Genomic DNA, 25,438 nt, shown 5'->3' with positions numbered 1-25,438 from the left:
TAAATTTAGAGGGAAAGGTTATGGTAATAGAGAAGGAGAAGTTTTTTGAAATAATAAATGAGGTAAGTGAAAGTAGCGATTTGGATGAAGATAATTTACTTGAAAAAATAAAGAATGAGTTAAAAGGAAAAGATGCAGGAGAGTACAACAAGTTTAGTAAAAATTTTAGTAAAGAACATCAATTTAGTATAAAAATTTCAGAAGAAGCTGCAGAAGATTGGACGTTGTTACATCTTGCTACAGCATGCAACAATATGTTAATAGTGGAACTTTTACTAAAAAAGAAAGCAAGTGTTAGCGCTCGAGTAAAAGATGGCTCTAAAAATGATGGGCTAACTGCTTTGCATATTGCTGCTTCTTGTGGACATGAAAGCATGGTAAAACAACTACTAAGTGATGATCGAGTTAATCCTTCATTAAAAAGCAAAAATAAGACTCCAAGGGAGGTGGTTGGTAATATAGAAAATAAAGAAGCTATAGTAAAAATGTTAAAGGAAGCAGAACAAAATTTTTGTACAAAGCATGAGAAAAAAACTGCTGCACCAGCAGATGTTATAAATTCTGTGAAACAATATGATACCATACGTAGTGGTGCACAGGCTCCTGTTACGTGCGAAAGTAGTGACAGTTTAGTAAGTGAGCAAGACTTACGTGTTAGTGTTAAGAATATGGTAGAAAAATTTGAGTCACCGCAAAGAAAAAGTGCTACATGTAGTGGTAAACAGACTCCTATTGACGAAAGTGTTAGTAGTGATGACAGCGGTCTAGAACTTGAAACTACATTTAATACCTCTTCCTGCTCCGAAATAAATCACGACGAGGCAGTTGATAATCAAACTTTAGAAAGTTTGCCATCTCAAATTCAGTTGCGAGATAGCCAAATCCAGAAATTACAAGAGGCAGATGAGGAATTAAAACGGGTAAAGAATTGCATGGGTGGACATGAGAATAGGTTAGAAGTACTTGATAAACTCAGTGAAGAGAATCAATCACTAAAACAACAAATACAAGATCTAAAAAGTAAAAATACAACACTTAATAGTGAATTAAGCAAAACCAAAGCAAATAAAGTATTACTAGAAAAAACAGAAAAAAGACAACTGTCTTTCTTAAAAATTGCTTCTGTAAACTTTACAATCATGTTGACAGTAGGTGTTGCCTTTAGTATAGCCTTCCAATTACCAATTCTATTGATGATTGCAACTTCTGTGATGTCTTCATTGATAGTCGGTGGAGTTACATACGCACTATCACCGCAACCTACTGAATTAAAAGAAGTAAGTATTCAATGCTCAGTGCAACATGATGCTTGTAAAACTTAACTTGTGCGCTTCCTGGTAATTTTGATATAGTTATTTCAGTTGAAATCTACAGGTTTACAAATGGCAATCTTAAGTGTAAGAGAAGCTTTATGCACAGCGATCAGAGAAGAAATGCAAAATGACCCTGATATATTTATCATGGGTGAAGAAGTTGCAGAGTATGATGGTGCTTATAAAGTAACGAAAGGATTACTGAAAGAGTTTGGAGAAAATAGGGTAGTTGATACACCCATTACTGAACATGGATTTGCTGGTCTTGCTGTTGGAGCAGCATTTGCTGGACTGAGGCCAATAGTCGAGTTTATGACTTTTAATTTTTCTATGCAGGCTATCGACCAAATTGTGAATTCCGCAACAAAAACAAATTATATGTCGGGTGGACAACTTGGATGCCCTATAGTATTTCGTGGACCAAATGGAGCTGCAGCAAGAGTTGCTGCACAACATTCTCAGTGCTTTGCATCTTGGTATTCGCATGTTCCAGGGTTGAAAGTAATAGCACCTTACTTTGCCTCCGATTGCAGAGGTCTGCTTAAAGCTGCAATTCGTGACCCTAATCCGGTAATATTTCTAGAAAACGAGATCGCTTATGGACATGAGCATGAAGTTCCTGACTCTGAGCTATCAAATAAAGATTATCTACTTGAGATAGGCAAAGCTGCTGTTATACGGGAAGGAAAGGATGTAACTATCACTGCTTTTTCATTGAAACTAATGGATGCGTTAAATGCAGCAGATTTACTCTCTAGTGAAGGAATAGAAGCTGAAGTTATCGACCTCAGAACCTTAAGACCACTTGACACTGAAACAGTTATTAACTCTATTAAGAAGACCAATAGATTAGTAAGCATAGAAGAAGGTTGGCCATTTGCAGGAATAGGAGCAGAACTCTCAGCCATGATTATGGAACAAGGATTTGACTACCTTGACGCTCCGGTTGTACGGGTAACCGGCAAGGATGTCCCCTTACCTTATGCTGCAAACCTAGAAAAGAAAGCATTACCACAAGTGGAAGATATAGTTGAAGCTGTGCACCAAGTCTGCTTTAGAAAGAAATAGTCCTATTGACTCTTTTTTTTATCTCCCGTTCCACATTCTTCCATAAAAGAGGCATTTGTAGAGTTTATACCACCCATTACTTTTATGACAATAGTTTTAGCGCCAAAAAACACAGCGCAAAATACACCGAGGGCGAAAAGAGCAGGCCACGGCATTCTACCAAATATTGCAAGTAAAGCTGCTCCTATTATCACTACGGTCATAAGCGGTCCACCTATTCCCCAAACGTAGCCAATAATATTACATATTACTTGAGCAGTTGTATCGTCATTAGAGTTAGCAGCACTTCCAACATGAGAAAAAGAAATAAATAATACTATAAGTAGAATACAAAAAACCTTTCTAATTGTAGGGTTCATCCCTATACCTTAAGTTTAAATACTATAATTATATCTAAAATAGTATAATTTTTAGTAAAACTAGCATTGTGATTTATACAATATTGCATAGCAAATGATGTCTATTGGTTATCAATCACTGTCAATTACTTGAGAGCTTATTTCGACTTTCGAAAAAGAGTAATAACACCCATGAGTAAAATTTCACATTACCACTTTTATGTGTTATGATAAGCTTAAATTTATAAAGAAAATAAAATTGAAAGAATTGAGAGAGAACCGGATAGCAAGAACGAGAAAGTTTTTATCTTCACTGTTTTTTTTGCTACTAATTGCGCTATCAATACGTAGTTTTTTATTTGAGCCATTTCATATTCCTTCTGGTTCAATGAAAAGCACTCTACTTGAGGGAGATTATATTTTTACTAGTAAATATTCATATGGTTATAGTAAACACTCTTTTCCATTTTCTCCAAACATCTTTAGCGGTAGAATCTTTTATACCCCTCCGGAGCGTGGTGATATAATAGTTTTCAAGCCTACAAGAAATGACAGCATTAGATTTGTTAAGCGGGTAATAGGAATACCGGGCGATAAAGTGCAAATGATAGAGGGGGAGTTATATTTAAATGATCAGAAAGTAAAACGAAGACAAATTGAAAATTTTTTTGATTATGAGTCAAAGCGTAATATAGCAAGATACATCGAAACACTCCCGAGCGGCAAGGAGCATGAAATTCTAATAGATAATCTTTCTAATAAGTTATCATACAATACTCCAGTTTATTATGTGCCTGATGATCAATTTTTTGTTATGGGAGACAATAGAAATAATTCTTTTGATAGCAGGTTTTCTGAAATTGGGTTAATACCAACTGAAAATATAGTTGGACGCGTAAGCATGGTTGGTTTATCGTTTAAATTAGGCAAAGTTGATTGGTTGCCGTTTGATTTTAGGTTACCTATTGCTCTGAGATTTGACAGGGTACTTCACAAAGTTGTATGAACTCTATCTGTCTGCTGATTCGCATAATTCTAAAGCAGAGTTTTCTAACTCAGAGATAGCATTATTAATGTTGTCTAAGTCATTTTCCTGTAAAGCGTCTTTTGCGTTCTGTAGTAAAATTTTTAACTTTTGCTCAGTAGAAACATTTTCAACTAGATGTATGAGCTTGTTACCGTTAATTTTAGCCTCTGCAAGGGAACGAGCCTTCATGTCTTCATCAAAGTTACTTACTGACTGATTGACCATATCTTGAATATCTTCTTCATTTAAGCCAGAGCTTGAATTTATTTTAACTGTCTGTTCGACTCCAGTAGTTTTTTCTCTTGCAGTGACAGTCAATATTCCATCAATGCTAACTGTAAATCCTATTTCAACTTTTGCAGAACCTGCAGGCAATTGTGGTATACCTTTGAGTTCAAATCGTGCTAGAGATTTATTATCTTTTATCATTTCACGTTCTCCTTGACAAACGTGAATTTTCATTGCTGTTTGCCCGTTAGCGTAAGTTGTAAACTCTTTTATTTCTGAAACTGGTAGTGGTGTATTTCTTGGTATAATTTTTTCAACTATTCCCCCCATAGTTTCTATGCCAAGTGATAAAGGCAGCACATCAAGGAGAATATTCCTATCTTTTGAGTTTGAAGTTAAATAATGAGCCTGCAAAGCTGCCCCATTGGCAACTGCTTTGTCCGGATCCACATCATTCAGCACTTTATTGCCAAAGAGTTTGATTAGTGAATTTTGCACTAATGGCACTCTAGTTGCGCCACCAACTAAAATTACCCCTTTTATATCATCGATTTTAAGATCTATGTTGCTTATAGTACGAGTAACTATATTTATAGTCTTATTAACCAAAGGACTGATTGCTTGCTCGAATTCTTCTTTGGTAATTTTGCACTTAAATAATTCACCATTGATGCTGAATTCAAAAGTGCCAGAGGTATCTTCACTTAGGTACTCTTTTATAGCACGTATATTGCAGATACCAGTTTTAGTGTATGAATGTTGTAATTTGTAGGTAGTTGTATCAGATGGTGCAGTGCTTGACACTGGAATCCAGTTCTTATTATATAACTTTCTGGTGTGTTCACTTGCAATCAAACTTTCTGGATCCCAGTGTCGGAGCACTGGGATGACACTAGAGCATTTTTTATTTAAACCTACCTGTTCTCTATACTTTTCAAGCACGATTAAACTAAGTAGATGATCAAAATCATCACCACCAAGTTTAGTATCACCACCAACTGCAAGAACTTGAAACACTCCTTGATGTAATTTTAATATTGAAATGTCAAATGTTCCACCACCGAGGTCATAAACTGCATATATGCCACTGTTATTGTTCTTTTCAATGGAGTAAGAAAGTGCTGCAGCGGTTGGTTCATTAATGAGGCGAAGAACATCTATGCCAGCTAATTTTGCTGCATATTTGGTTGCGTTACGTGCTGAATCATCAAAATAAGCTGGTACAGTAATCACTGCTTTGTTAACTTTCATCCCTGTGAATTTTTTTACCCTCTTGCATAGAGTTTTTAGTATCTCAGCAGAGATCTCAATAGGAGTGAGATACTTTTCTTCTGAGCATTTTACCCTAATAACTTTTTCACTTTCGTTATCTATTTCACAATTGATACCTTCTTTATGCAAGTCTTTAACACTTTTACCCATTAAGCGTTTTATAGAGCAGATAGCGTTTTCGCCAACATCGTAGCCTACTTTTAGTACATCCTTTTCATATGAAATGACAGAAGGTAATAGTTCACGACCTTGCTCATCTTTAAATATTTCTACATTGCCAGCTTTATTTACCATGGCAATTAAAGAGTTAGTAGTTCCAAGATCTATACCAAAAACTACCTCATTTAAACTTGGTTCAGAAATTTGAACTGGCCGCATTTTCCTTTATCTCCTCAAATGACTTATATAAATATCTCAATCTAAAAACTTGCGTAGCAGCTTCATCAAAATTTTTTGTAGCAAAAGCATTAATTAGGTTTTTAGTACAATCTTTTACCTTTTCATCAATCATCCTACTTGCAAATTGTAAATCATCGCAGTCTAGAAAGTATTCTCTTATTTCCATTGATTCATTTAATATTTCAGGATCAAGATGCTCTTTTTTGCTTTTTACGTCAAAAAGATCCAACAAATGTTCGGCACGCTTTAGCGGTGACTTCAGTACCTGATAAGCTTTGTTGATATTTTCCATACTTTTGGACTCTCTTTCATTTATATCAGTTTTGCTTAGCTCAATATATTTTTTCTCCAGCTCATCAAAGCTGATGTTAAAAGCCGGTTCAATTCCAAATAATGTGAAATGGTTGCTAGACATGAAAACTCTCTCCACAACCACATTTTCCTTTCTCATTAGGATTTTTGAAAATAAAACCTGATGAGAATTTTTCCTCTACATAATCCATTTCAGAGCCAAGGATAAACATGATAGATTTTGGATCGATCAGCACCTTGACTTTTTGATCATCACTGCAGCTTTCTTCAATTACCGACTCCAAAGGACGAACATCATATGCATACTCAATATCATATTTTAAACCAGAGCATCCTTTTTGCTTAATTAGAACTCTTATTCCTATTGCTTCTTCAAGGTTAGCATGCTTCTTTTTGTCCAATAAAAACCTTACCCTCTCTACTGCATTTGCGGTTAGAGTGATAGGTTTTTTAACAGAATTTACTCCTTGAAATTCACTCATATTCCTCAATGTTTTTGTTTATTTTGATAATCATGAATAGCAGCTTTTATAGCATCCTCAGCAAGTACTGAACAGTGTATCTTTACTGGCGGCAAAGACAATTCTTCCACTATTTGAGTATTCTTTATCTTTGTTACATTCTCAATAGTTTTTCCTTTGATCATTTCTGTAAGCAAAGAACTTGAAGCTATAGCAGAACCACAACCAAAAGTTTTAAATTTTGCGTCTTCAATAACACCTTTATCGTTGACCTTTATTTGCAGTTTCATTACATCTCCGCATGATGGTGCACCAACTAAACCAGTACCAACATTTGGATCATTTTTATCCAGAGAACCAACATTCCTTGGATTTTCGTAATGATCTAAAATTTTCTCATTATAACTCATAGATTACCCGTAAACCATTACTTACATTATAACATATTTAGGTTAAAAACTAAAGTAAAATACACTAGCAAGCAGTACATTTTACTCACAAAATATATAGGTTACGAGTGTATTTACTTTACAAATACATATAGTGCATGTCATTCTTTATATGGTAATTTTGAAAGGAGTATTTCTTGAGTTTATTCAGTAATCTTTATCAAGGACTATTAAAAACCTCCTCCCGTTTTAGTGATGGAGTAAAAAATATTTTTTCTGGCAAAAAAAAATTAGATCAGTCGCTTTTAGATGATCTGGAAGAGCTGCTGATTAGCATGGATATAGGTCATAAAACTTCTAGATTGCTTATTGATAAGCTCGCAAGTATCAAATTTGAATCAGAAGTTGAACATAACATTATCACACAGCAGTTAATGAGCGAAATAGAAACAATATTAAACCCTGTTGTGCAGCCGCTCATTTTGAATAAAAAACCACACATAATAATGGTGTGCGGAGTGAATGGTAATGGAAAAACTACAACTATAGGTAAACTTGCCTATAAATATAAGGAAAAAGGAAAATCCGTTATGCTTGTTGCGTGCGACACATTCAGAGCTGCTGCGAGTGAGCAACTAAATATTTGGGCAGAACGTTCTGATTGCTCTATTGTTACTGGAGAGCACGGTAGCGATTCTGCAAGTGTGGCATATAGAGCTGTAAGTCAAGCGATAAAAGATAGCGTTGATGTTGTTTTAATTGATACAGCAGGAAGGCTACAAAACAATGTAAATCTCATGCAAGAGCTGTCAAAAATACATAGAACGATAAAGAAATTGGATGATACTGCTCCTCATGATGTTATTTTAGTTCTTGATGGAACTACTGGCCAAAATGCTTATAGCCAATTAGAGGCCTTTAGTAAAATGGTTGGTGTTACCGGGTTAATTGTAACAAAGCTAGATGGTACTGCCAAAGGTGGAGTAGTGATTGGGCTTGCAGAAGCTTATAAGGTAAAATTACACGCTATAGGAATTGGTGAAAGTATAGAAGACCTGAGGGAATTTACTGGCAAAGAGTTTGCTGAAGCGCTGTTTAAATGTGATTGAAGATTTCCTTTAACTTTTTCATATGACCAAGCTTCAATTTTTAGATGGTGTCATTCCAGTACTTCCTATCCGAGTAACCTTTTCTTGCCATCCCAGTCTGGGATCCAGATTGCAAGTGGGTTGGGTGAGCCGTTAACGTATAAAAATTACTTCCGCATATTTTCAATCTCATTATAATTACAAATAGAGATATTTTAAGAGCTCAAAATCTATCTTTAGTCTGCAGACTTTTTAATCAAACTTATTAAAAAATGTATTCTTCAGTGTATATCTGTCGTATGTGCACTGCATTTTTTTTCTAACTCTTTTTTACACAGGAGGATTTTATGTCCAGAATTCCAGATACTTGACCTTTACTTTAGCTAATAATGGGCGCCTATGGTTTTAGAAAGTGTAGGAAATAGAAACGTTTCTGTTTTTTGAGTAATTAAAAACCACTTCAGCTTGTCACTCATGCCTAAAAAGCAATTATATTAATGTAATATTGATACTTGTATACCAACATAAATATATTTTAAAAATTTAAGGAGTATATTATGACAATGTCTACCACAAATTAGTGAGAAATTAGCAGCTAGCGCAAAAAGTCTCTTTGATGAGAGCGAAAAATTATTGCTTATAGCAGAGGAAATACACAATCAAGATTTAATGTATCTTTAATCACAAAAAAGAAGATATTCTACATCTTCTTTTTTTTATGCGATAATTAGCTACTTGTTTTCGTATTCGTCCAGACAAGGTAGTTATGAGTAAAAACAGCAAATGGTCAGTGCGTGAAACTGGAATGGCTTTGTTGCACAGCTCTTCGGATAGTGGGTAATGTATAATAAATTCATGAAGCTATATCAAACTTAGCCATGCCTATTTCAGTAAATTTGTTAAGCAAATAACACTTGAGTAGCAGTTCCTTCTCACGATTAATCTCAGATTTATTCCTAAAACTAAATCCAAATATTTGCTTCAGTCGCGAGAAAAAACTTTCTATATAAGATCTCTTCCAATAATTTATCTCTTTTTTCCACCTCTTCATACCATCTTCATCATATGACTTTATGAGCTTGATTGTAGAATTTCTCTCATTCATATAATCCAACTTTGGATGCTCTACTGCATTATTTTGCGGAGGAATCCTTGTCTTTATGTCAAGCTCATCGCACAGTTTGTATAACTTCTTTCGATCTATCTGCATATATCGTGCTTATGTTATACTTGGTATCCACTCTTTCAATAAGATCACAGGCTCCATAGTGGTCGGAATAAACTCCACTACTGTATTTTGCAGCTATAACTTTTTTACTACCTATCTCTAGCATTACATCTTGTTTGCTCATAGCGGCGATACTTTCTATCTGTACCATTTGCCTTACTATGGCCTGGAATATTATTGTAGATGCTGATACCTGTACTATCTATAGCAATTTCAATATCTTCCATATCGTTCTTATCAACTCTGCAGTCGTTGATTTTGATATTAAGCTTTTTAAACCTTCTTGAAGCCTGCGAATAGCTGATAATTTGCAAAATTTTCCCTATTTGCTCAAGATATTTCTCTATAAATCCCACTGTTTGCCTAAGACCAATCCTGAATAGATAGGTTATTATGTGAATTAGAATCACTACTTTGTCGCTGTAGACATTGTTGCCACCTGCTACTTTTGGACTATTTTCGTACCAATTTTCAATGGCATCGTTGATATAATGAAAAACATTTCCCCTTTCTTGAAGAAATTTGTTATATTCATTGCAGTTACTGACTTTCATTCTTATTGGCATATTTTTCCTTTGTCGGCTAAATATCTATTTTATAACAAATTCCATCAGTAACTGCCTGTTCTTTCCTTGAGTGGTGCAACAAAGCCCGCTGGAATTCAGAAATAAAGAACAATGGATCCCAGTGTCAGCTACTCGGATGACAGGAAAAGGGCTACTCGGATTACATCCTTTTTTTCCTGGATACCAGTCGCATGACACTACTATATAGTAGGTCCCAATTTTATCCCAGTCTGGGATCTTCTTTCAAAAATTCAAAACAATCTATTAAAAAGGAGAATATTATGTCTACAATAATTTTATCATCAATTTTAAGTAAAGCGGGCAGTATTTTTGGGCCAATTGGCCAGATTGTTGGCTCAGAACTCGGTGCTCTGCTTGGTGCACAGCTTGATAATGCAATATTTGGTCTTGATGCCGACCAAAAGATAACGCATGGGGCGAGGCTGAAAAATCTGCAAGTTCAAACCTCAACTTATGGCAAAGCAATTCCAATTATCTATGGCACTGCTCGCATTGCTGGAAACATTATTTGGTCACAGCCAATAAAAGAGGAGGCGATAACCACTCAAAATAAAACAGGAAGAGGTATAAATATTACATATAACTACTATGCAACACTCGCAATTGCAATTTGCAAGGGGAAAGTAGAAAAATTAAATAGAATCTGGGCGGATATAAAATCGCTTAGTTTTGATGAAATAGATTATACTTTTTACCACGGCAGAGAAGACCAAAACCCTGATCCGTTTATGTTATCAATCGAAGGTGAGAAGAATGTACCAGCTTATAGAGGAATATCTTACATAGTCATCAAAAATTTCCCTTTGGCAGACTATAGTAATCGTGTTCCGGTGTTTACATTTGAAGTGCAAACTGCACTGAAGCTCAATGGATTCTCAGTAGCAGAAAACATTAAAAATATCAATATCATACCAGGTTCAGGGGAGTTTGTGTATGATACGAAAATACAGAAGAAAATTGCACGAGAAAAAATAAGCAGTAGTCAATATATTCCCTATGGACCGGTACAAAGAGTAAATCACAATAATCACACAAAAAAGAGCGATGCTATGCTTTCTTTGGACCAATTGAAGGAAAGTTTACCAAATGTTGAATGGGCATCGGTAGTGGTTAATTGGTTTGCAAGCAGTTTGAATATCAAAGATTGTAAAATATATCCTGCAGTTGAATTTCAAGACGATTCTGCTATAGTGCCTGATGATTGGCAAGTGGGAAATATAACCAGGGATAATGCCCAGCTCATTTCAAAAGATAATCATGGCAATCCAAGATATGGTGGTACAGTTAGCGATGCAGCACTAATAAGATATATAGAAGAGCTGCATAGCAGAGGTTATAAGGTGATGCTCTATCCAATGCTCTTGCTTGACACAAAAAACAAAGAGTGGCGAGGAAAATTGAGCGGTACTCCTCAGGATATAAGTGATTTTTTTGAGAATCAGTATAGCAAATTCATAGAGCATTACACAAGCATTGCCAAACAAACTAAAGTGGAAGGGTTTATTATTGGTTCTGAGTTTGCTCAGCTTACCAGAGTAAAAGATGCGAAAGGCAATTATCCTGCAGTAGCAGAGCTAGTTAAAGTTGCAAAGCAAGTAAAATTTCAGCTTGGAAAAGAAGTAAACGTAACTTACGCTGCCGATTGGAGTGAGTATCATTCATATGATGGTTGGTATAATATGGATGAACTATGGTCTTCAGAGTTTATCGATGTTGTTGGCATAGATGCTTACTTTCCACTCACCGATGGCCCAGAACCTCCTTTTGGCTATTCCGCGAAAGATGTAACGGGTGGTTGGAGCAGTGGGGTAGGGTATGATTATTTTTACGATTACTCAAAAAGTGATCCTGAGAAAATAAAGTATAATGACAGCGAATATGCGTGGAAAAATATCGAGAAATGGTGGAGTGAAGTTCATGTAAATCCAGGTGGTAGTAAAACAAAATGGCAACCAAAAATGAAGAAAATATGGTTTACCGAATATGGATTTCCCAGTATGAACGGCTGCACTAATGAGCCCAATGTGTTTGTTGATAAAGGTAGTATAGAGAGTAAATATCCACGATACTCAAACGGAGAGGTGAGCTTTCTTTCGCAGAAAACTGCAATCGAAGGAACATTAAAAAAGTGGCAAAGCTCAGAAATGGTGGAGAAAATGTTCCTCTGGGCGTGGGATGCAAGGCCATTTCCTTATTTCCCCAATTTATGTGACATGTGGGCTGACTGCCATAACTGGCAGACCGGGCACTGGATTCAGGGAAAAATTTCACAACTTAATGTTTCCGATGTTTTGTCTGATCTGTTGCAAAAGGTAGGTCTCAAAGGCGATCAGTTTGATACAAGTGATGTTAAAGGATTACTATCTGGGTATGTAATAAATGATCAGCAACCCGTACGCTCAATTATTAAAATGCTGCGAAGGTGCTATTTTTTTGATGTGGTTGAACAGAACTCAAAACTGAAATTTATTCAAAAGGGCAGGGGAGTGACAACTGGTATACCAGTTGACGAAACTGTTTTCAATCACAATCCCAAGCTGATACAGCTTAGTCAATTAGATTTAAACAATAGGATTAACATCGTTTATTTTAACCGCAATTTTGGCTATCCAATTGATGTGAAATATGCTGAACTGCCAAAGCAGGGCAATGCTGCAACAGTTGAAATACCTCTCATTATGGAGGAAGGGGAGGCGCAAAATATAGCTGAAGTTTTACTTTATTCTTCGTGGCAAGAGAGAAATGTATACAACTTTAAGCTCCCGATAAAATATGCATGGCTTTTACCAAGTGATGTCATAGCAATTTCAGATGGCGAGAAAAGACATACGATGAGAATTATAAAAACAAAGTTTGAAAGCATGTCCATTCAAGTAATGGGAGTTGGTTATGATCCCTCTATATACAAGCTCTCCTTTCCTTCAACAAGATCACTTATGCTTAAAGAATACCCTCCTTCTCACATCAGTAAATCTATCGTAGAAATGATAGATTTACCGCATATTAAAGGTAATATCGCAAGTTTTACTTTAATTAGTGAAGAGGAAGGTTGGAAAGGAGCAACACTTTTTATTTCGTATGATGATAAAAATTATAAGCCCATCGCGAGCGCAAATATACAATCTACTTACGGATATGTAATCGAATCTACCGATGAGGGAATTACAGTAGTGCTACGTTTTGGTAAGCTAGACGTCATGAATTCAACTGTGTTAGCGCTGGTTGGAAAAGAGGTAATAAAATTCCAAGATGCCAAGCTTATAGATAAAAATAAATATAAGCTTAGCAACCTAATTAGAGGTCAAGAAGGGACTAAGAAATATGAACACACTGCAGGTGAAAAATTTATTCTACTTGATGATTCAATAATTTCTTTTGAAGTGCAAAAAGGGAGAAAGTTTTATCTTAAGGCAGTCACTTACGGTGATTCATTAGATAATACGGAAACAAAAATTGTAAACTGAGAGAGCGTAAGTGAAATCTTAATGTCTACTTGCATTTTATTAAAAAATCCACTATATTATAAATATAGCAATATAGTAAGGTAAAATAATGATCGGTAATGTAAAAAAATTATCAAATGAAGCGCCAATAATACTAACATGGGTGCCAAGAGTACATGGTGCATCTTTACCAGATGGTAAAAATAGTAGATTGAATTATTTAGATATAATCAAGAATCATAAACTAAAGAATGAAGAGGAGAGGGATATATATCTGATTATCAACGGCCCAGGGTTTAAGCAAAGCCAAATAGATAATTTAAAGCGTGAACTGAAAGGAATTGAAGGAGTACATGTTATAGACTTGCATCAGTATGACTGGAGCGAAATAGATCAAGGATGGAAGATAGATGGTAAAGATACTAGTATCAAAGATTTCTTTAGAGATATGTATAACATGACAGGTGAACAAAGAACATACTTTGCTGTTGAAATAGATACTTTTAGATTAGTTGCTCTGGCACTCTTAAAGCAGTTTACGGAACATGAAGGTGGAATATATATAGACTTTGATTCTTTAAAAGCCATTGACACTCATATAGGGAAGGATATAACAATCCCTGAGGGAATATTGTTGGGACCGATTGTTGTAGGTATTAACGATAGTGGAAAAATCGTTTATACACAGTTAAATAATGACTTAATTGCGATAAATGATTTAAGCATAGCAGTTGATATCTTATCTAAGTATAAAAGTGAAATACTAAGTCAAAAAGAAATGTGCGGTAAATTAGTAGAGTATTTACCTTCAGCTATAATTAAACTAGGTGATTGCATCAGTATGCTTGAAAAAGAGGAAGAGATGAAAAAGGAAGAAGAGAAAGATGAAATAAAAAGGATTATCAAAGAAGTGAAGAATCAGAAAGAGTATGCAGAAAGGTGTGTAGAAGATTTAAGCAATGGTAGAATAGCGACGTTATATGAACAAGCTTTTTTTCCCTTCCTTACCCAATTTGGAGAAAATTTAGGTCAACGAAATGTTGTGAGGATAGTGCATGATAAATTAATTGGTCAAGAAGAAAGCAAATGGAAGTCATTTGCTTTTGGAGAGAACAATGGTAACTATTCTATGGGTCTAGTAAATAGTGATGTATCCTGGATGAAAGGAAAAGATCTATACCGTGAACGAGTAGATAATAAGCTGGAAGGAGCAGAAGTAGACAGGGTAGCAATGGGAGAGCTATCACTTATATAGCATTGATTAAAGAACTTTCTAGTATCGTCGATTCGGTGCTAGAAAATTCAGTAAAGTAGTTAAAATATTAGCTGAAAAATAATTTTCTTCGAAACAGTCACCTACATATAGAAACGAGAATGTTTAAGCCCCTAGGAGATTTTATTTGTACGCCGCTAAAATTTCATTATAATATGAGTATGTTAATGTGTTGAGGTAAAATAATGATCGGTAATGTAAAAAAATTATCAAATAAAGCACCAATAATACTAACTTGGGTGCCAAGAGTATATGGTGCGTCTCTACTGAATGGTAAGAATAGTGATCTTAGTTACTTAGATATAATCAAAAATCATAAATTAACAAATGAAGAGGAGAGGGACATATATCTGGTTATAAATGGTCCTGGATTTGAAGAAAATCAAATAGATGAGTTAAAGCGTGAACTGAAAGGAATGGAAGGAGTGCATGTTGTAGATTTACACCAATACGACTGGAGCGAAATAGATACAGGATGGAAGGTAGATGGTGAAGACATTAGCATAAAGGATTTCTTTAAGAATATGTATAATATGTCAGAGGAGCAAAGGATGTATTTTGCTGTTGAAATAGATACCTTTAGATTGATTGCTCTTGCTCTTTCAGAAAAAATGACAGGAGAGAAAGGTGCAATATATATAGACTTTGATTCTTTAAAAGCCATTGACACTCATATAGGAAAAGACATAACGATTTCTAAGGGAATTTTGTTAGGGCAAGTTACTGTACATGTTAATCAAGAGAGCGGCAAAATTATTAAAACGGATTTAAATAATGACTTGATTGCAGTAAGTTGTCCAAGTATAGCGATTAATATTTTAGCTCAATATAAAAGAGAAATACTGAGTCAAGAAAAAATGTGCTATGAGTTGGCAGAACGTTTATCTCGGTTTATGCAAAGAGAAGAATCACAATTTTTTACCGCATGTAAAAGATTGGAAGAAGAACAGCTGTGGGATTATGAGACGAAGAGATTAGTGAGAGTTATTAAATACGGATTAAAGAAGATAGAGTGTACAATAGGTGATCTCAAAAATGGTGAGATAAGAAAATTATATGAGCCACGGGTGTTAAGGTATATGCAACATCCTGAAGTAAGTATGAATTTGGGTCAATTTTATACTGTAGAAGTAATTCGTAGTGAATTAATTGGTCAAGACGAAAGTAAACTGAAGCTGTTTTGCTTCGAAGAGGACAATGGCAATTACGTTTGTACAATAAATGGTGACCTATCTTGGGCTAGAGGAGCAAACTTATACCATAAACAGGTAAAAAGTGAGTTAGAAAAAGTACAAGTAGATCAGATGGAATTGGAAAATCTATCGTTAGAGTAATCAAGTGTAAACCGGAAAGTAACTCAGGTTACAGTTGATAGTCTATATTATTAAAAGGTTAATAGTTATATATATATTATAGTATAAGAGCTATTAATAGTATATATGTCAAAAAAAATGATTAATGAGTTGAAAGATAAGGCGAGGGAGAGGAGATATGCTGATTTGAAGTCTACAGAAAGTTCTGATTATAGAACATATAAGGATTTGGATATGGACTTCAATAGTGAATATGAATTTGTTTGTGACCTTGTTATTAATGGGAAGGCAATAACTAATGATTTCATTAAAAATTTATATTTAAAACATGAAAATCTCATTACAGAAGATAAGGACAAAAAAGGGAGTTATCGTCTGTTTCTTAAGCAAATCTTCACGGAAGTATTTGTACACGCCGGTGCAGCAGTTCCAAATGACTCTATTATGGAAGAATTGATAACTTATTATAACAGGTCTGGGTACAAGCAATTCTTTTCTTCTCAAAGTCAAGCACTTCGTTCTTTTGGATTGTGCATGTATTCATTCCACTATTTAATTCCTTCTTACAGAGAAAGGACCTATATAAGTTGTGAAGATCCAAATTATCTGAAGTTCAGTTTTAGCGTAAATGATGGTATATATAACGGTAATAAAATTTTAGTATGTGATTTACAAAACTCAGTGGAGTTTAAACTAAAATGTGAAGGTGAAAATGTGATATATGAAGAAGGTAAGGTTTCTCTCACTATTCCTAAGGAGCTGAAAAATTACAAAGCAAATGATAAGAATTTGTTTGACGTTATTATTGAGTATTTTCAGAAATTTTGCGAAAAATTTGGATTTCACTTTTTTGAGGAAAATTTTGAGTATAATCTGGATAAGCCACTTGGAGTATTAAGTGATATAAATACAACCAAAGACAAGAATCTAAACTTGAAGAATTTAAAATAAGATATTGAAATCTCCGCTTTTTTTAATAAGGTGAGTATAATAAAAAGTAAATCAAGTTTTACAGAAAACCTTTACTTATGATGAAAAGTACGTAATACGTATATAATATAAGATTGTGATATGTCAAAAAAAATAGTTAACGCATTGAAATCTGAAGTAAAAAAGCTCAAGTATTCTGATTTAAAATCTATACCAATGAAATCAGGTGGTTGGAGTAGCATAAACTCTGGTTACAACACATATATTGACCTTGATAGATCACACAACCTTACTATCAACAAACAAAAAATAACCAATGAGCTTATCGAGGAGCTATATTCAAAACATAAAGATCTCATTTTAGGGAATGAAAAAGGGAAAAGAAACTATTGTTTGTTTCTTAAAGTAGTCTTTATGGAAATGTTTATACGTGTTGGTGCAACAGTTCCAAATGACTCTATTATAGAAGAATTGATAACTAGTTATCATCAAGAAGGATATAATCATTTTTTGTTTCTGCGTTTATTAAAGGCTCTTTTTCCACTTGGCTTGCTTGTGTTAGATTCTGATATAATAATAACTTATAGTATGGATTGCCATAGTTCCAATTGTCTAAAACTCAGTTTTAGCATGGAATGTATAAGGGTACTTAGCAGTGATCTTGCTAGTGATATCAAAACACCAGGTTTTTACAGTTCAGTAGAATTTAAACTGAACTGTAAGGGTAGAAATGTAACATATGAAGATGGTAAAGTGTCTCTTATTATTCCGAAAGAGCTGAAAAATTATAAAACAAGTGGTAGAAGTTTGTGTGACATTACTATTGAGTATTTTCAAGAATTTTTTGGAAATTTGGGATTTAAATTTGAGACAAAAGTGGAACATAGTCTAGGGGAGCCACTGAAGGTGTTAAATGATGTAAGTGTGCTTTGCTCTCAGTTAGAATGTATCCGTTCAGCAGAGTGGTAAAATAAATTAGACGAAACTAATAAGTGGGTATCATGAAAATCCAGTCTTTTCATGCAAAAAAAAATGATGTCATTCCAGCGCGTGACCAGTTCTGATTGACTAATCAGTCTTCTGGATCCCAGTATCAAGTACTGGGATGACAAGAGTAAAGAGGAAACTGGGATGACATTATGAAGGCCTAGCAATTTATGACGGTGTCATTCCAGCGCGTGACCAGTTCTGATTGCCTGGTCAGTCCTCTTGGTTTCAGTGTTAGGCTACTCGAATAACAGGTGTTACTGAAATAACACCGATGGGCTACTGGAAGGATAAGAGGCTACTTGAATGAAAAGAAAGGGAGTGCACATTTCTTTGAACAGATAGGTTAAATTAGGTTGAAGTTTTAGCAGCAGCAAGTCTGTTAAAATCTTCTTCAGCGTGGTACGATGACCGCGTTAATGGGCTTGATGCAACTACCAAGAAGCCTTTAGAATAAGCAATATATTTATAATGCTCAAACTCTTCTGGAGTAACATATCTATCAATTTTTGCATGCTTTGGAGTTGGTTGCAGATATTGACCAATTGTAATGAAATCAACTTCGGCGCTACGTAAATCATCCATAACCTGAAAGATTTCTTCTTTTGTTTCTCCAAGACCAACCATAAGCCCTGACTTCGTGAAAAGTTTAGGATTAATCTGTTTCACCATCTTTAGCAAATATAGTGAATGAAAATAACGAGCTCTTGGTCTTATTTTTGCATACAGCCTTGGTACTGTTTCGATGTTGTGGTTATAAACATCAGGTGATGCAATAGCTATTGCTTCAAATGCTCCTTTCTTATTTAAAAAATCAGGAGTGAGAATCTCTATTGTTGTTTCCGAAGTTATCTTTCTAATTTCTTCTATACACCTTATAAACTGATTTGCACCACCATCTGATAAATCGTCACGGTCAACAGAGGTAATGACAACGTGCTTTAAATTTAACTTTTTTATTGCTTTTGCTAAATTTTCTGGTTCATGAGGATCGAGCTTATCAGGAATGCCAGTTGCAACGTTGCAAAACGCACAAGCACGAGTACAAACAGAACCGAGAATCATCACAGTAGCATGACGTTTATTCCAACATTCACCAATATTTGGACACGCAGCTTCTTCGCATACTGTATGTAAGTTATGTAGCTTAACAGTGTTTAAGGTTTCATTGAATACTTTACCAGCTGGAGCTTTTGCTCTGAGCCATGTAGGCTTACTATGCATCTGAAACAGCTAGCTCTACCTCTTGTTTTGCTAAAACTTTCTTTAATCTTCTTTTTATCTTTTGCGCTTCTTTACTTAGTTTAATTGTTTTTGTGTTGAGCAAGAAAGCATCAAGATCACCTTTGTAATCTATAGTTCTTAAAGTTCTTGTCGCTATACGAAAGCTAAACTTTTTTTCTAATATATTACTCGTTAATGTAACTTTATGTAAATTTAAGAGAAAGGTACGCTTTGTTTTACGATTTGAGTGCGATACCTTATTACCAAAAGACTTTTTTCTATTTGTTAATTCACAAATTCTACTCACTTCAATATACCAATTTATCCTATGTAACTAGGTTAACCTTATATAGTTAAATAGTCAACTCCCTTGCTTGATTTTTATACCGTATACTGCTTTATAGCCAAAAAACACTGTAATTTTTTCTATTACAAGAGAAACCATATGCTGCATTTCTAATGCTTTACTGCCATTTGTTACTAACAGATGCAGAACACCAGAATTTACGTTTTGTGCGTATGAGATCTTTTGTGGTTTTGTACATTCTGCTAATTCCTCTCCAACTATACTTTTCCAGTTTAAAATAAGACGTATTTCATTTTTGCTGATCTTATTTTTCATGCATTTTAATGCATAGTTTTCTATTATAGATTTTAATTTCTTTGGCCCGCTATATTTAAACATCTTTCCAGTGCTTAAAATTAAATTATATTACAACTTTCTTATACAAAAAACTAACTTATTGTTTTCATGATCCTCGTCCTCACACATAAAAAGCAGTATTTGTATATCTAGCATTTGCCAGAATTTTGTGTTTCCTACCTTGTAATCATTTTTAATTTTAATTTGTTAAATTATTATGAAGCTAATTAAAATTCGGGTAAAGTATAGTATTTCCAAGAAAATTATCTTTTTACTGTATGCAGTAATTTTCTTATAGCTATCTGTTTTTTAAGATCTTTCTGCAATCCAAGCTGCTTGAATGGCCTCTAATATTTTTTCATTACAATACTTTTCATCATCATCAAACTCTTCTAAATCCAAGACTTTTCTTTTAAGTTCAGTGAATCTAATACTAATTATATCTTCATTTGGAAATTTCTCTTCTAGAGCTTCTGCAATATCTTCTATATCAAGCCATTTCATACTTTTTTAATAAATTAAACTGGTGCCCATGGGGAGACTTGAACTCCCAAGGTCGCAAAACCCACGGATTTTAAGTCCGCTGCGTCTACCGATTCCGCCACACGGGCCTTATGTTGTTTATCTAGAGTAAAATTCTACTACTAAATTGACTTCCATGTCTGCTGAATAGGGGACTTCGGAATATTGAGGCGCTCTCAAATACTTCACTGAAAGTGCTTTGCTATCTGCCTCTAAATAATCTGGAGCCTTACGTTCTTGTTTTTGTTCAGCCTCTATTAATATAGGAATTTTTGCTGCTCTTTCCCTTATTTTTACTATATCACCAGGCTTCACTCTATAACTTGATATGTTAACCACCTTATCATTAACTGTAACATGTTTATGAGATATAAGCTGTTTTGCCGAGTAAATTGTTGGCACAAAACCAGAGTGATATAAAACAGAACTTAACCTTGATTCCAAGGCACCAATAAAATTATCAGCCGTATAACCTTTTCTTTTGTAAGCATCTAAAAATGTACGTCTAAGCTGCTTACTTGAAATTGCATAGTAGAACTTAAATTTTTTATGTGCAGCAAACTGCTTACCAAAATCAGATAACTTCTTAAATCCAAGAATACCATGCTGACCTGGAGGGTATTTTCTTTTATTGACCGAATCTTTTGCTCTACCCCATAAGTTTACACCAAGCCTGCGACTGATTCTATACTTTCTATTGATAACAGTTGTCATACAAAAATTCTCACAATCTAACTATAAATTATTAATGATTTTAACATTAAGTGTCAACTTGTTTTTGCCACTATGATATAGTATACTTCACTTTTAAGTTTTCCTATTAATACATGAATCATCTACTACTAAAATCCATGGCAAATGCTGTCCGCTTTTTATCAATTGATGCAGTACAAAAAGCAAATTCTGGACATCCAGGTATGCCACTTGGCATGGCAGATGTTGCCACTGTATTATTTGCTAAATACCTAAACCATAACCCTGATGATTCTCAATGGATCAGTAGAGATCGTTTCGTCCTATCAAATGGTCACGGTTCAATGTTGCAATACTCTATATTATATCTGACAGGCTACATTAGTATAGATGAACTAAAAAACTTCAGGCAACTTACATCAAAAACTCCAGGTCACCCAGAATTTGGCTTAACTTCTGGTATAGAAGCAACAACAGGCCCGCTTGGTCAAGGATTTGCCACTGCTGTTGGCATGGCACTTGCTGAATCGATTCTTGAAAAGCAGTTTGAAATCAGTCACTACACTTATGTAATGCTAGGAGATGGCTGTCTTATGGAAGGTATAAGCCATGAAGCAGCGTCCCTTGCTGGGCATCTTAAATTAAATAAGCTGATAGCACTTTTTGACGACAATGACATCTCTATAGACGGCTCTACTAGCCTCTCTTGTTCTGATGATGTAGAAAAGCGTTTTTCAGCGTATGGATGGAATGTTGACAAAATCGATGGGCATGATTTTGATTCCATATCCCTTGCAATAGAACAGGCACAAAAGTCTGATAAACCTACACTAATCTGTTGCAAAACTATTATCGGAAAATTTTCGAGCCGTGCTGGCACATCTTCTGCTCATAGTGGTACCTTTACAGAGGAAGATGTAAAACAGATGAGAGAAAAATTAAATTGGGACTATGAACCATTTCATGTACCAGAAGATGTGAGAAACGCTTGGATAGAAACAGTTAAGAGGGCAAAGCAAAACTATACATCCTTGATCAATGAAGAACTACAAAGAAGACTTGAGAAACGTTTGCCAGACAATATCGAAAATGACTTAGCTAACCTGAAGAAACAAATATGTGAGCTAATGCCAAAAGAAGCGACTAGGTCTTCTTTCGGCAGAGTAATGGAACTATTGACTAAGTCTATGCCAGAACTAATTGGTGGCTCTGCTGATCTTACCGGTTCAAATTGTACTAAATATAAGCACATGCAGGCAATAGATAGTAATAATTATAGTGGCTCTTATGTACACTATGGAGTGAGAGAGCACGCTATGGCAGATTGTATGAATGGTATGGCTCTTCATGGTGGAATTATTCCTTATGGTGGAACTTTTTTAGTATTTTCCGATTACTGCCGCCCTGCTATACGTCTTTCAGCTTTGATGAAACAGCAGGTTATATATGTAATGACTCATGACTCAATTGGAGTAGGGGAGGATGGTCCAACTCACCAGCCAATAGAGCATTTAGCTTCTCTGAGAGCTATACCAAATCTGTATGTTTTTAGGCCAGCAGATGCAATTGAAACTTTGGAGTGCATTAGCATTGCATTGGAAAAAAAAGAATCTCCATCGTTATTTGCACTTTCAAGGCAAAATATTAATTACATGCACTCTTATACTGACCAATTGGCCAACCTATCAAAATTTGGTGCATATATACTATGCGAATATTCAGGGAAGCTAGAAGTGACGATATTTGCTACCGGATCTGAAGTTGAAATTGCAGTTGAGGCAAGAGAAAAATTACAGGAAAAAGGTGTAGGTACAAGGGTCATTTCTATGCCGTGTTGGAGGCTTTTTGACGAGCAAAGTGATGAATATAAAGGGGCAATATTAAATAATGACAGCATTAAAGTTGCAATTGAGGCTGGAAGTGAAATGGGTTGGCATAAATATGTAGGCTCAAACGGTATATTTATTGGCATGAAAAATTTTGGAGAATCAGCACCTTATGAAGCTCTTTATAAGCATTTTAATATTAGCGCTGATTATGTAGTAAAATGTGTTTGTGAATAACACTTTTTGTCATTACGCTGCGCATAAAATTACTTAATGAACTCAGCCAGTACCGTTATTATGATATATATAACAATTTTACAAAAATAATATCATAGAATTCAAGAATTGCTACGTGCTAAAAAAAGCAAAATGCTGTTTATAAGAATAAATGGCAAACACTCAACCAATTTCTATTTGTAAATCAGGTGAAGTCAAACCTATAAAAAATTTGGGAGTGTTCATACGCGTCAAGAAAGGTGGTTTTTTTAAAAATATCTTAAATTTTTGATCAAAAACTACCTCACTCTACACTTCCGCCATTTTCTTCAATTTAAGCTACAGCACCAGCAAGGACTTTTTAACTTGCCAAACAGGTACAGATTTAAAAGCCTAAAAACTATCTAAACAACTACAAGATTAGTAGTTTGATCAATTTCAACATTACTAAGTGTTGTATTTGCCTTATACAAACAGTAACATCCTGCTGCAAGAAAAATTAATGCAGCTACAGCGAATGAAAGACACATTGCTAAATGAAACATTGTCAAACTTGCACCAACAGCAGATGCTCCAGATAATACAAAAGAAATAGAGGCGTAACTACCTTGCCTTTTACTATTGTTGCTTGCTCCTAAGAATTTTTCATATTTACTATTTAGCTTTTTATTTTTACCTTCAAATTGTTCTTGTAGATCTTCAAAACGCTTCTCTAGTGTGCTTTCATGTTTCTTGAGTTCGGTTGTTACCATATTCTCGAATTCACTCTGTAGTTGAGTATATTTTTCAGTGATAGTCTTTAGATCATCCTTTAATTGAGTGTATTCTTTAGTACATTGAGTTACTTTAATTAAGTCTTTCCTTACAGAATCTAGGTCCTGTTTTAAGTAGCTGTTCTCAGAGTCAAGTTCTTCAAATCTTTCCTCACGTTCTTTCTGTAGCGCATTAATTTTAGTTTGTATACCATTAAGTAATTTAGTCACTTTAGCCAACTGTTGAGTATCTACAACATTTGGACCACTATTTGCAGAGCTATGACTTTCTACATTATTTTCATTATCAACAGGACTATTGAGTGACTCTAGATCATTATTAACTTGCTCACCTTCAGGCTCTTTAGATTTCTTCTCCTCAATTGCCTGAATGAAGTTATTAGTATCAATAGTGATTTTTCCTTCACCTTCAAAAAAAGATATAATATCCCTTGTTGTTTCATCTATTAAATATTCTAACTCAGCTCCCGAGAAACCATCAGTTTTATTTGCAAGTTTTTTAGTATCTACTTTAACTTCCAACCCTTCAATAACTTTGAATTTTTTTATATATAAGTTCAATATATCCTTACGCTGGGCACGACCTGGCAAAGGAATTTCAATATGATTAGAGAGACGGCCTGGCCTAATAAACGCTTTGTCTAAAACATCTCTACGATTAGTTGCAGCAATCACTGTTACACCTTCTAGTGAGTTGAAACCATCGAGCTCGGTTAAAAACTGATTCACAAGGCTGTCGCATGATTGAGCATGACTAGAACTACCACCGCTACCACGTTTTGTAGCAATACAATCAATTTCATCTATAAAAATTATACAAGGAGCATTTGCTCTTGCCTTTTTAAAAATTTCTCTTACGTACTTTTCACCTTCACCAATATACGATTTCAGAAATTCAGATGCAGAAACACTAATAAACTTTGCATTAGCTTGACATGCAATTGCACGAGCAATTTTGGTTTTACCATTTCCGGGTGGACCATAAAAAAGATAGCCTTTTTCTGGTTTGTAACCTATCTTTTTAAGTAATTCTTTATTTCTTTCTGGAATAGTACCAAGAATCTTGTTTAGCTCCTTTTTAACGCTTTCTGGAATTATAATATCATCAAGTGTTGTTTTATTTTCCGATTTAGCTGGATCAAAAATTTCTATTGAAGAGTTACTTTGTGTGAGTTTATTTATCAAACTATCTATTGTTCCAAAATTTTTTATACCTTTAACATTAAATTTTTTAAGATCAGCTAAAGCTTTTTCTCCTTTATCACCAATGTTGTTCAAAGCTACATCAAGTGAAGTAAGGTTTGTAAGATTACCATTAGCTAAAGCTTTTGCTCCTTCATCACCAATACTGTTCGAACTTAAATCAAGTTGAGTAAGGTTTGCAAGATTACCATTAGCTAAAGCTTTTGCTCCTTCATCACCAATACTGTTCGAACTTAAATCAAGTTGAGTAAGGTTTGCAAGATTACCATTAGCTAAAGCTTTTGCTCCTTCATCACCAATACTGTTCGAACTTAAATCAAGTTGAGTAAGGTTTGCAAGATTACCATTAGCTAAAGCTTTTGCTCCTTCATCACCAATATAACAGCTTTTTAAACTAAGCTTTGTAATATGAGAATTAATCTCTAAAAAGCTTACTAATTCACTTACGGTTATTATTTTAAAGTCCAATTTTAGACAGCCGTTTTTAACAAGTTCATTAAAATTCATTTCGTTTCTCCATTAAATATATAAATATTTTAGTCTATATTTTAATAATTGTCAAATTTTTAATAAATCAAATGAAAAATTATAGAAGATGCTCAGTATCATAAAAAATTTACTTTATTTTTAAGTAGAAAAACAGTACGTACCTTTGTGAGAACAAGTTGCATGATAAGGAAAC

At 34.6% G+C, this 25,438-nt stretch carries 24 protein-coding genes and 1 tRNA gene; 10 read left to right on the top strand and 15 right to left on the bottom strand.

The features are described from left to right. Positions 1-20 precede the first annotated feature (20 nt). Both AB3210_RS04660 and AB3210_RS04655 read left to right on the top strand, forming a co-directional pair. Positions 21-1,322: an ankyrin repeat domain-containing protein gene (locus tag AB3210_RS04660; RefSeq protein ID WP_007302626.1), complete on the top strand. Its 1,302-nt coding sequence runs from the start codon at positions 21-23 to the stop codon at positions 1,320-1,322. A 60-nt stretch (positions 1,323-1,382) separates the two neighbouring features. Continuing rightward, positions 1,383-2,381 (top strand): pyruvate dehydrogenase complex E1 component subunit beta, encoded by a 999-nt coding sequence (locus AB3210_RS04655; RefSeq protein WP_052264819.1) that lies wholly within the window; start codon positions 1,383-1,385, stop codon positions 2,379-2,381. Between the two features lie 2 nt (positions 2,382-2,383). Here AB3210_RS04655 and AB3210_RS04650 read toward each other — a convergent pair whose 3' ends face one another. Then, complete coding sequence (locus AB3210_RS04650; protein WP_007302624.1) at positions 2,384-2,740, bottom strand: TrbC/VirB2 family protein; 357 nt, start codon at positions 2,738-2,740, stop codon at positions 2,384-2,386. 199 nt (positions 2,741-2,939) lie between these two features. Between AB3210_RS04650 and lepB the strand changes: the two genes are divergently transcribed. Next, positions 2,940-3,725 carry a signal peptidase I gene (lepB, locus tag AB3210_RS04645; protein ID WP_007302623.1) on the top strand — a complete coding sequence of 262 codons (786 nt, stop codon included), beginning with the start codon at positions 2,940-2,942 and terminating at the stop codon, positions 3,723-3,725. A gap of 3 nt (positions 3,726-3,728) precedes the next feature. Here the strand turns inward: lepB and AB3210_RS04640 are convergent, their stop codons facing one another. The 4 genes from AB3210_RS04640 to iscU are packed head-to-tail and all read right to left on the bottom strand — an operon-like array spanning position 3,729 to position 6,828. Beyond that, entirely contained in the window at positions 3,729-5,624 is a 1,896-nt protein-coding gene (locus AB3210_RS04640; protein WP_019236960.1) for an Hsp70 family protein, read from the bottom strand. Further along, positions 5,602-6,060 carry an iron-sulfur cluster co-chaperone HscB C-terminal domain-containing protein gene (locus AB3210_RS04635; RefSeq protein ID WP_007302621.1) on the bottom strand — a complete coding sequence of 153 codons (459 nt, stop codon included), beginning with the start codon at positions 6,058-6,060 and terminating at the stop codon, positions 5,602-5,604. Before AB3210_RS04635 ends, AB3210_RS04640 begins: the two co-directional genes overlap by 23 nt. Further along, positions 6,053-6,439: a HesB/IscA family protein gene (locus tag AB3210_RS04630; RefSeq protein ID WP_006012614.1), complete on the bottom strand. Its 387-nt coding sequence runs from the start codon at positions 6,437-6,439 to the stop codon at positions 6,053-6,055. The genes AB3210_RS04635 and AB3210_RS04630 overlap by 8 nt, the downstream gene beginning before the upstream one ends. Positions 6,440-6,444: 5 nt before the next feature. After that, complete coding sequence (gene iscU, locus AB3210_RS04625) at positions 6,445-6,828, bottom strand: Fe-S cluster assembly scaffold IscU (protein ID WP_007302620.1); 384 nt, start codon at positions 6,826-6,828, stop codon at positions 6,445-6,447. 176 nt (positions 6,829-7,004) lie between these two features. Here iscU and ftsY point away from each other — a divergent pair, with 176 nt between their 5' ends. Beyond that, positions 7,005-7,916 (top strand): signal recognition particle-docking protein FtsY, encoded by a 912-nt coding sequence (ftsY, locus tag AB3210_RS04620; protein WP_096097201.1) that lies wholly within the window; start codon positions 7,005-7,007, stop codon positions 7,914-7,916. Positions 7,917-8,748: 832 nt separating this feature from the next. Here ftsY and AB3210_RS04615 read toward each other — a convergent pair. The 3 genes from AB3210_RS04615 to AB3210_RS04605 are packed head-to-tail and all read right to left on the bottom strand — an operon-like array spanning position 8,749 to position 9,689. After that, the gene (locus AB3210_RS04615) at positions 8,749-9,105 is read right to left on the bottom strand and encodes a transposase (RefSeq protein WP_007301972.1); all 357 of its coding nucleotides are present in this window, start codon (positions 9,103-9,105) and stop codon (positions 8,749-8,751) included. After that, positions 9,065-9,247: a hypothetical protein gene (locus tag AB3210_RS04610; protein ID WP_038227351.1), complete on the bottom strand. Its 183-nt coding sequence runs from the start codon at positions 9,245-9,247 to the stop codon at positions 9,065-9,067. The genes AB3210_RS04615 and AB3210_RS04610 overlap by 41 nt, the downstream gene beginning before the upstream one ends. Continuing rightward, entirely contained in the window at positions 9,213-9,689 is a 477-nt protein-coding gene (locus AB3210_RS04605; protein ID WP_019236989.1) for a transposase, read from the bottom strand. Before AB3210_RS04605 ends, AB3210_RS04610 begins: the two co-directional genes overlap by 35 nt. Positions 9,690-9,970: 281 nt before the next feature. Between AB3210_RS04605 and AB3210_RS04600 the strand changes: the two genes are divergently transcribed. From AB3210_RS04600 to AB3210_RS04580, 5 genes are all read left to right on the top strand, one after another. Next, positions 9,971-13,174, top strand: coding sequence for a glycoside hydrolase TIM-barrel-like domain-containing protein (locus tag AB3210_RS04600; protein ID WP_096097210.1), 3,204 nt, complete (start codon positions 9,971-9,973; stop codon positions 13,172-13,174). A gap of 88 nt (positions 13,175-13,262) precedes the next feature. After that, positions 13,263-14,408, top strand: coding sequence for a hypothetical protein (locus tag AB3210_RS04595; protein WP_230609131.1), 1,146 nt, complete (start codon positions 13,263-13,265; stop codon positions 14,406-14,408). A 203-nt stretch (positions 14,409-14,611) separates the two neighbouring features. Beyond that, on the top strand, positions 14,612-15,760 hold the full coding sequence (locus tag AB3210_RS04590; protein WP_096097220.1) for a hypothetical protein: 1,149 nt from the start codon (positions 14,612-14,614) through the stop codon (positions 15,758-15,760). A 105-nt stretch (positions 15,761-15,865) separates the two neighbouring features. Beyond that, positions 15,866-16,690: a hypothetical protein gene (locus AB3210_RS04585; protein WP_052264919.1), complete on the top strand. Its 825-nt coding sequence runs from the start codon at positions 15,866-15,868 to the stop codon at positions 16,688-16,690. A gap of 120 nt (positions 16,691-16,810) precedes the next feature. Continuing rightward, positions 16,811-17,638: a hypothetical protein gene (locus AB3210_RS04580; protein WP_052264918.1), complete on the top strand. Its 828-nt coding sequence runs from the start codon at positions 16,811-16,813 to the stop codon at positions 17,636-17,638. Between the two features lie 369 nt (positions 17,639-18,007). On the opposite strand, the gene lipA is transcribed toward AB3210_RS04580, so the two are convergent. The 6 genes from lipA to rpsD all read right to left on the bottom strand — a co-directional run bounded on the left by lipA (position 18,008) and on the right by rpsD (position 20,759). Continuing rightward, positions 18,008-18,880 (bottom strand): lipoyl synthase, encoded by an 873-nt coding sequence (gene lipA / locus AB3210_RS04575; RefSeq protein WP_007302639.1) that lies wholly within the window; start codon positions 18,878-18,880, stop codon positions 18,008-18,010. Then, on the bottom strand, positions 18,873-19,187 hold the full coding sequence (gene rpmB / locus AB3210_RS04570; RefSeq protein ID WP_007302640.1) for a 50S ribosomal protein L28: 315 nt from the start codon (positions 19,185-19,187) through the stop codon (positions 18,873-18,875). Before rpmB ends, lipA begins: the two co-directional genes overlap by 8 nt. 54 nt (positions 19,188-19,241) lie before the next feature. After that, a complete protein-coding gene (locus AB3210_RS04565; protein ID WP_254229807.1) occupies positions 19,242-19,502 on the bottom strand; it encodes a DUF721 domain-containing protein in 261 nt (86 codons plus the stop codon). A 330-nt stretch (positions 19,503-19,832) separates the two neighbouring features. Further along, entirely contained in the window at positions 19,833-20,027 is a 195-nt protein-coding gene (iscX, locus tag AB3210_RS04560) for a Fe-S cluster assembly protein IscX (protein WP_007302643.1), read from the bottom strand. Positions 20,028-20,047: 20 nt separating this feature from the next. Further along, a tRNA-Leu gene (locus AB3210_RS04555) sits at positions 20,048-20,134 on the bottom strand. 10 nt (positions 20,135-20,144) lie between these two features. Further along, positions 20,145-20,759: a 30S ribosomal protein S4 gene (rpsD, locus tag AB3210_RS04550; protein ID WP_006012690.1), complete on the bottom strand. Its 615-nt coding sequence runs from the start codon at positions 20,757-20,759 to the stop codon at positions 20,145-20,147. 113 nt (positions 20,760-20,872) lie between these two features. Between rpsD and tkt the strand changes: the two genes are divergently transcribed. Further along, the gene (gene tkt, locus AB3210_RS04545; RefSeq protein ID WP_052264739.1) at positions 20,873-22,801 is read left to right on the top strand and encodes a transketolase; all 1,929 of its coding nucleotides are present in this window, start codon (positions 20,873-20,875) and stop codon (positions 22,799-22,801) included. A gap of 383 nt (positions 22,802-23,184) precedes the next feature. Here tkt and AB3210_RS04540 read toward each other — a convergent pair whose 3' ends face one another. After that, the gene (locus tag AB3210_RS04540; RefSeq protein WP_052264738.1) at positions 23,185-25,263 is read right to left on the bottom strand and encodes an AAA family ATPase; all 2,079 of its coding nucleotides are present in this window, start codon (positions 25,261-25,263) and stop codon (positions 23,185-23,187) included. Positions 25,264-25,438: the final 175 nt, after the last annotated feature.

Source organism: Wolbachia endosymbiont (group B) of Scrobipalpa ocellatella (assembly GCF_964188425.1).
Taxonomy (GTDB): Bacteria; Pseudomonadota; Alphaproteobacteria; order Rickettsiales; family Anaplasmataceae; genus Wolbachia.
The sequence above is the reverse complement of the archived record's forward strand: the minus strand, read 5'-3'. Positions and strand labels throughout refer to the sequence as shown.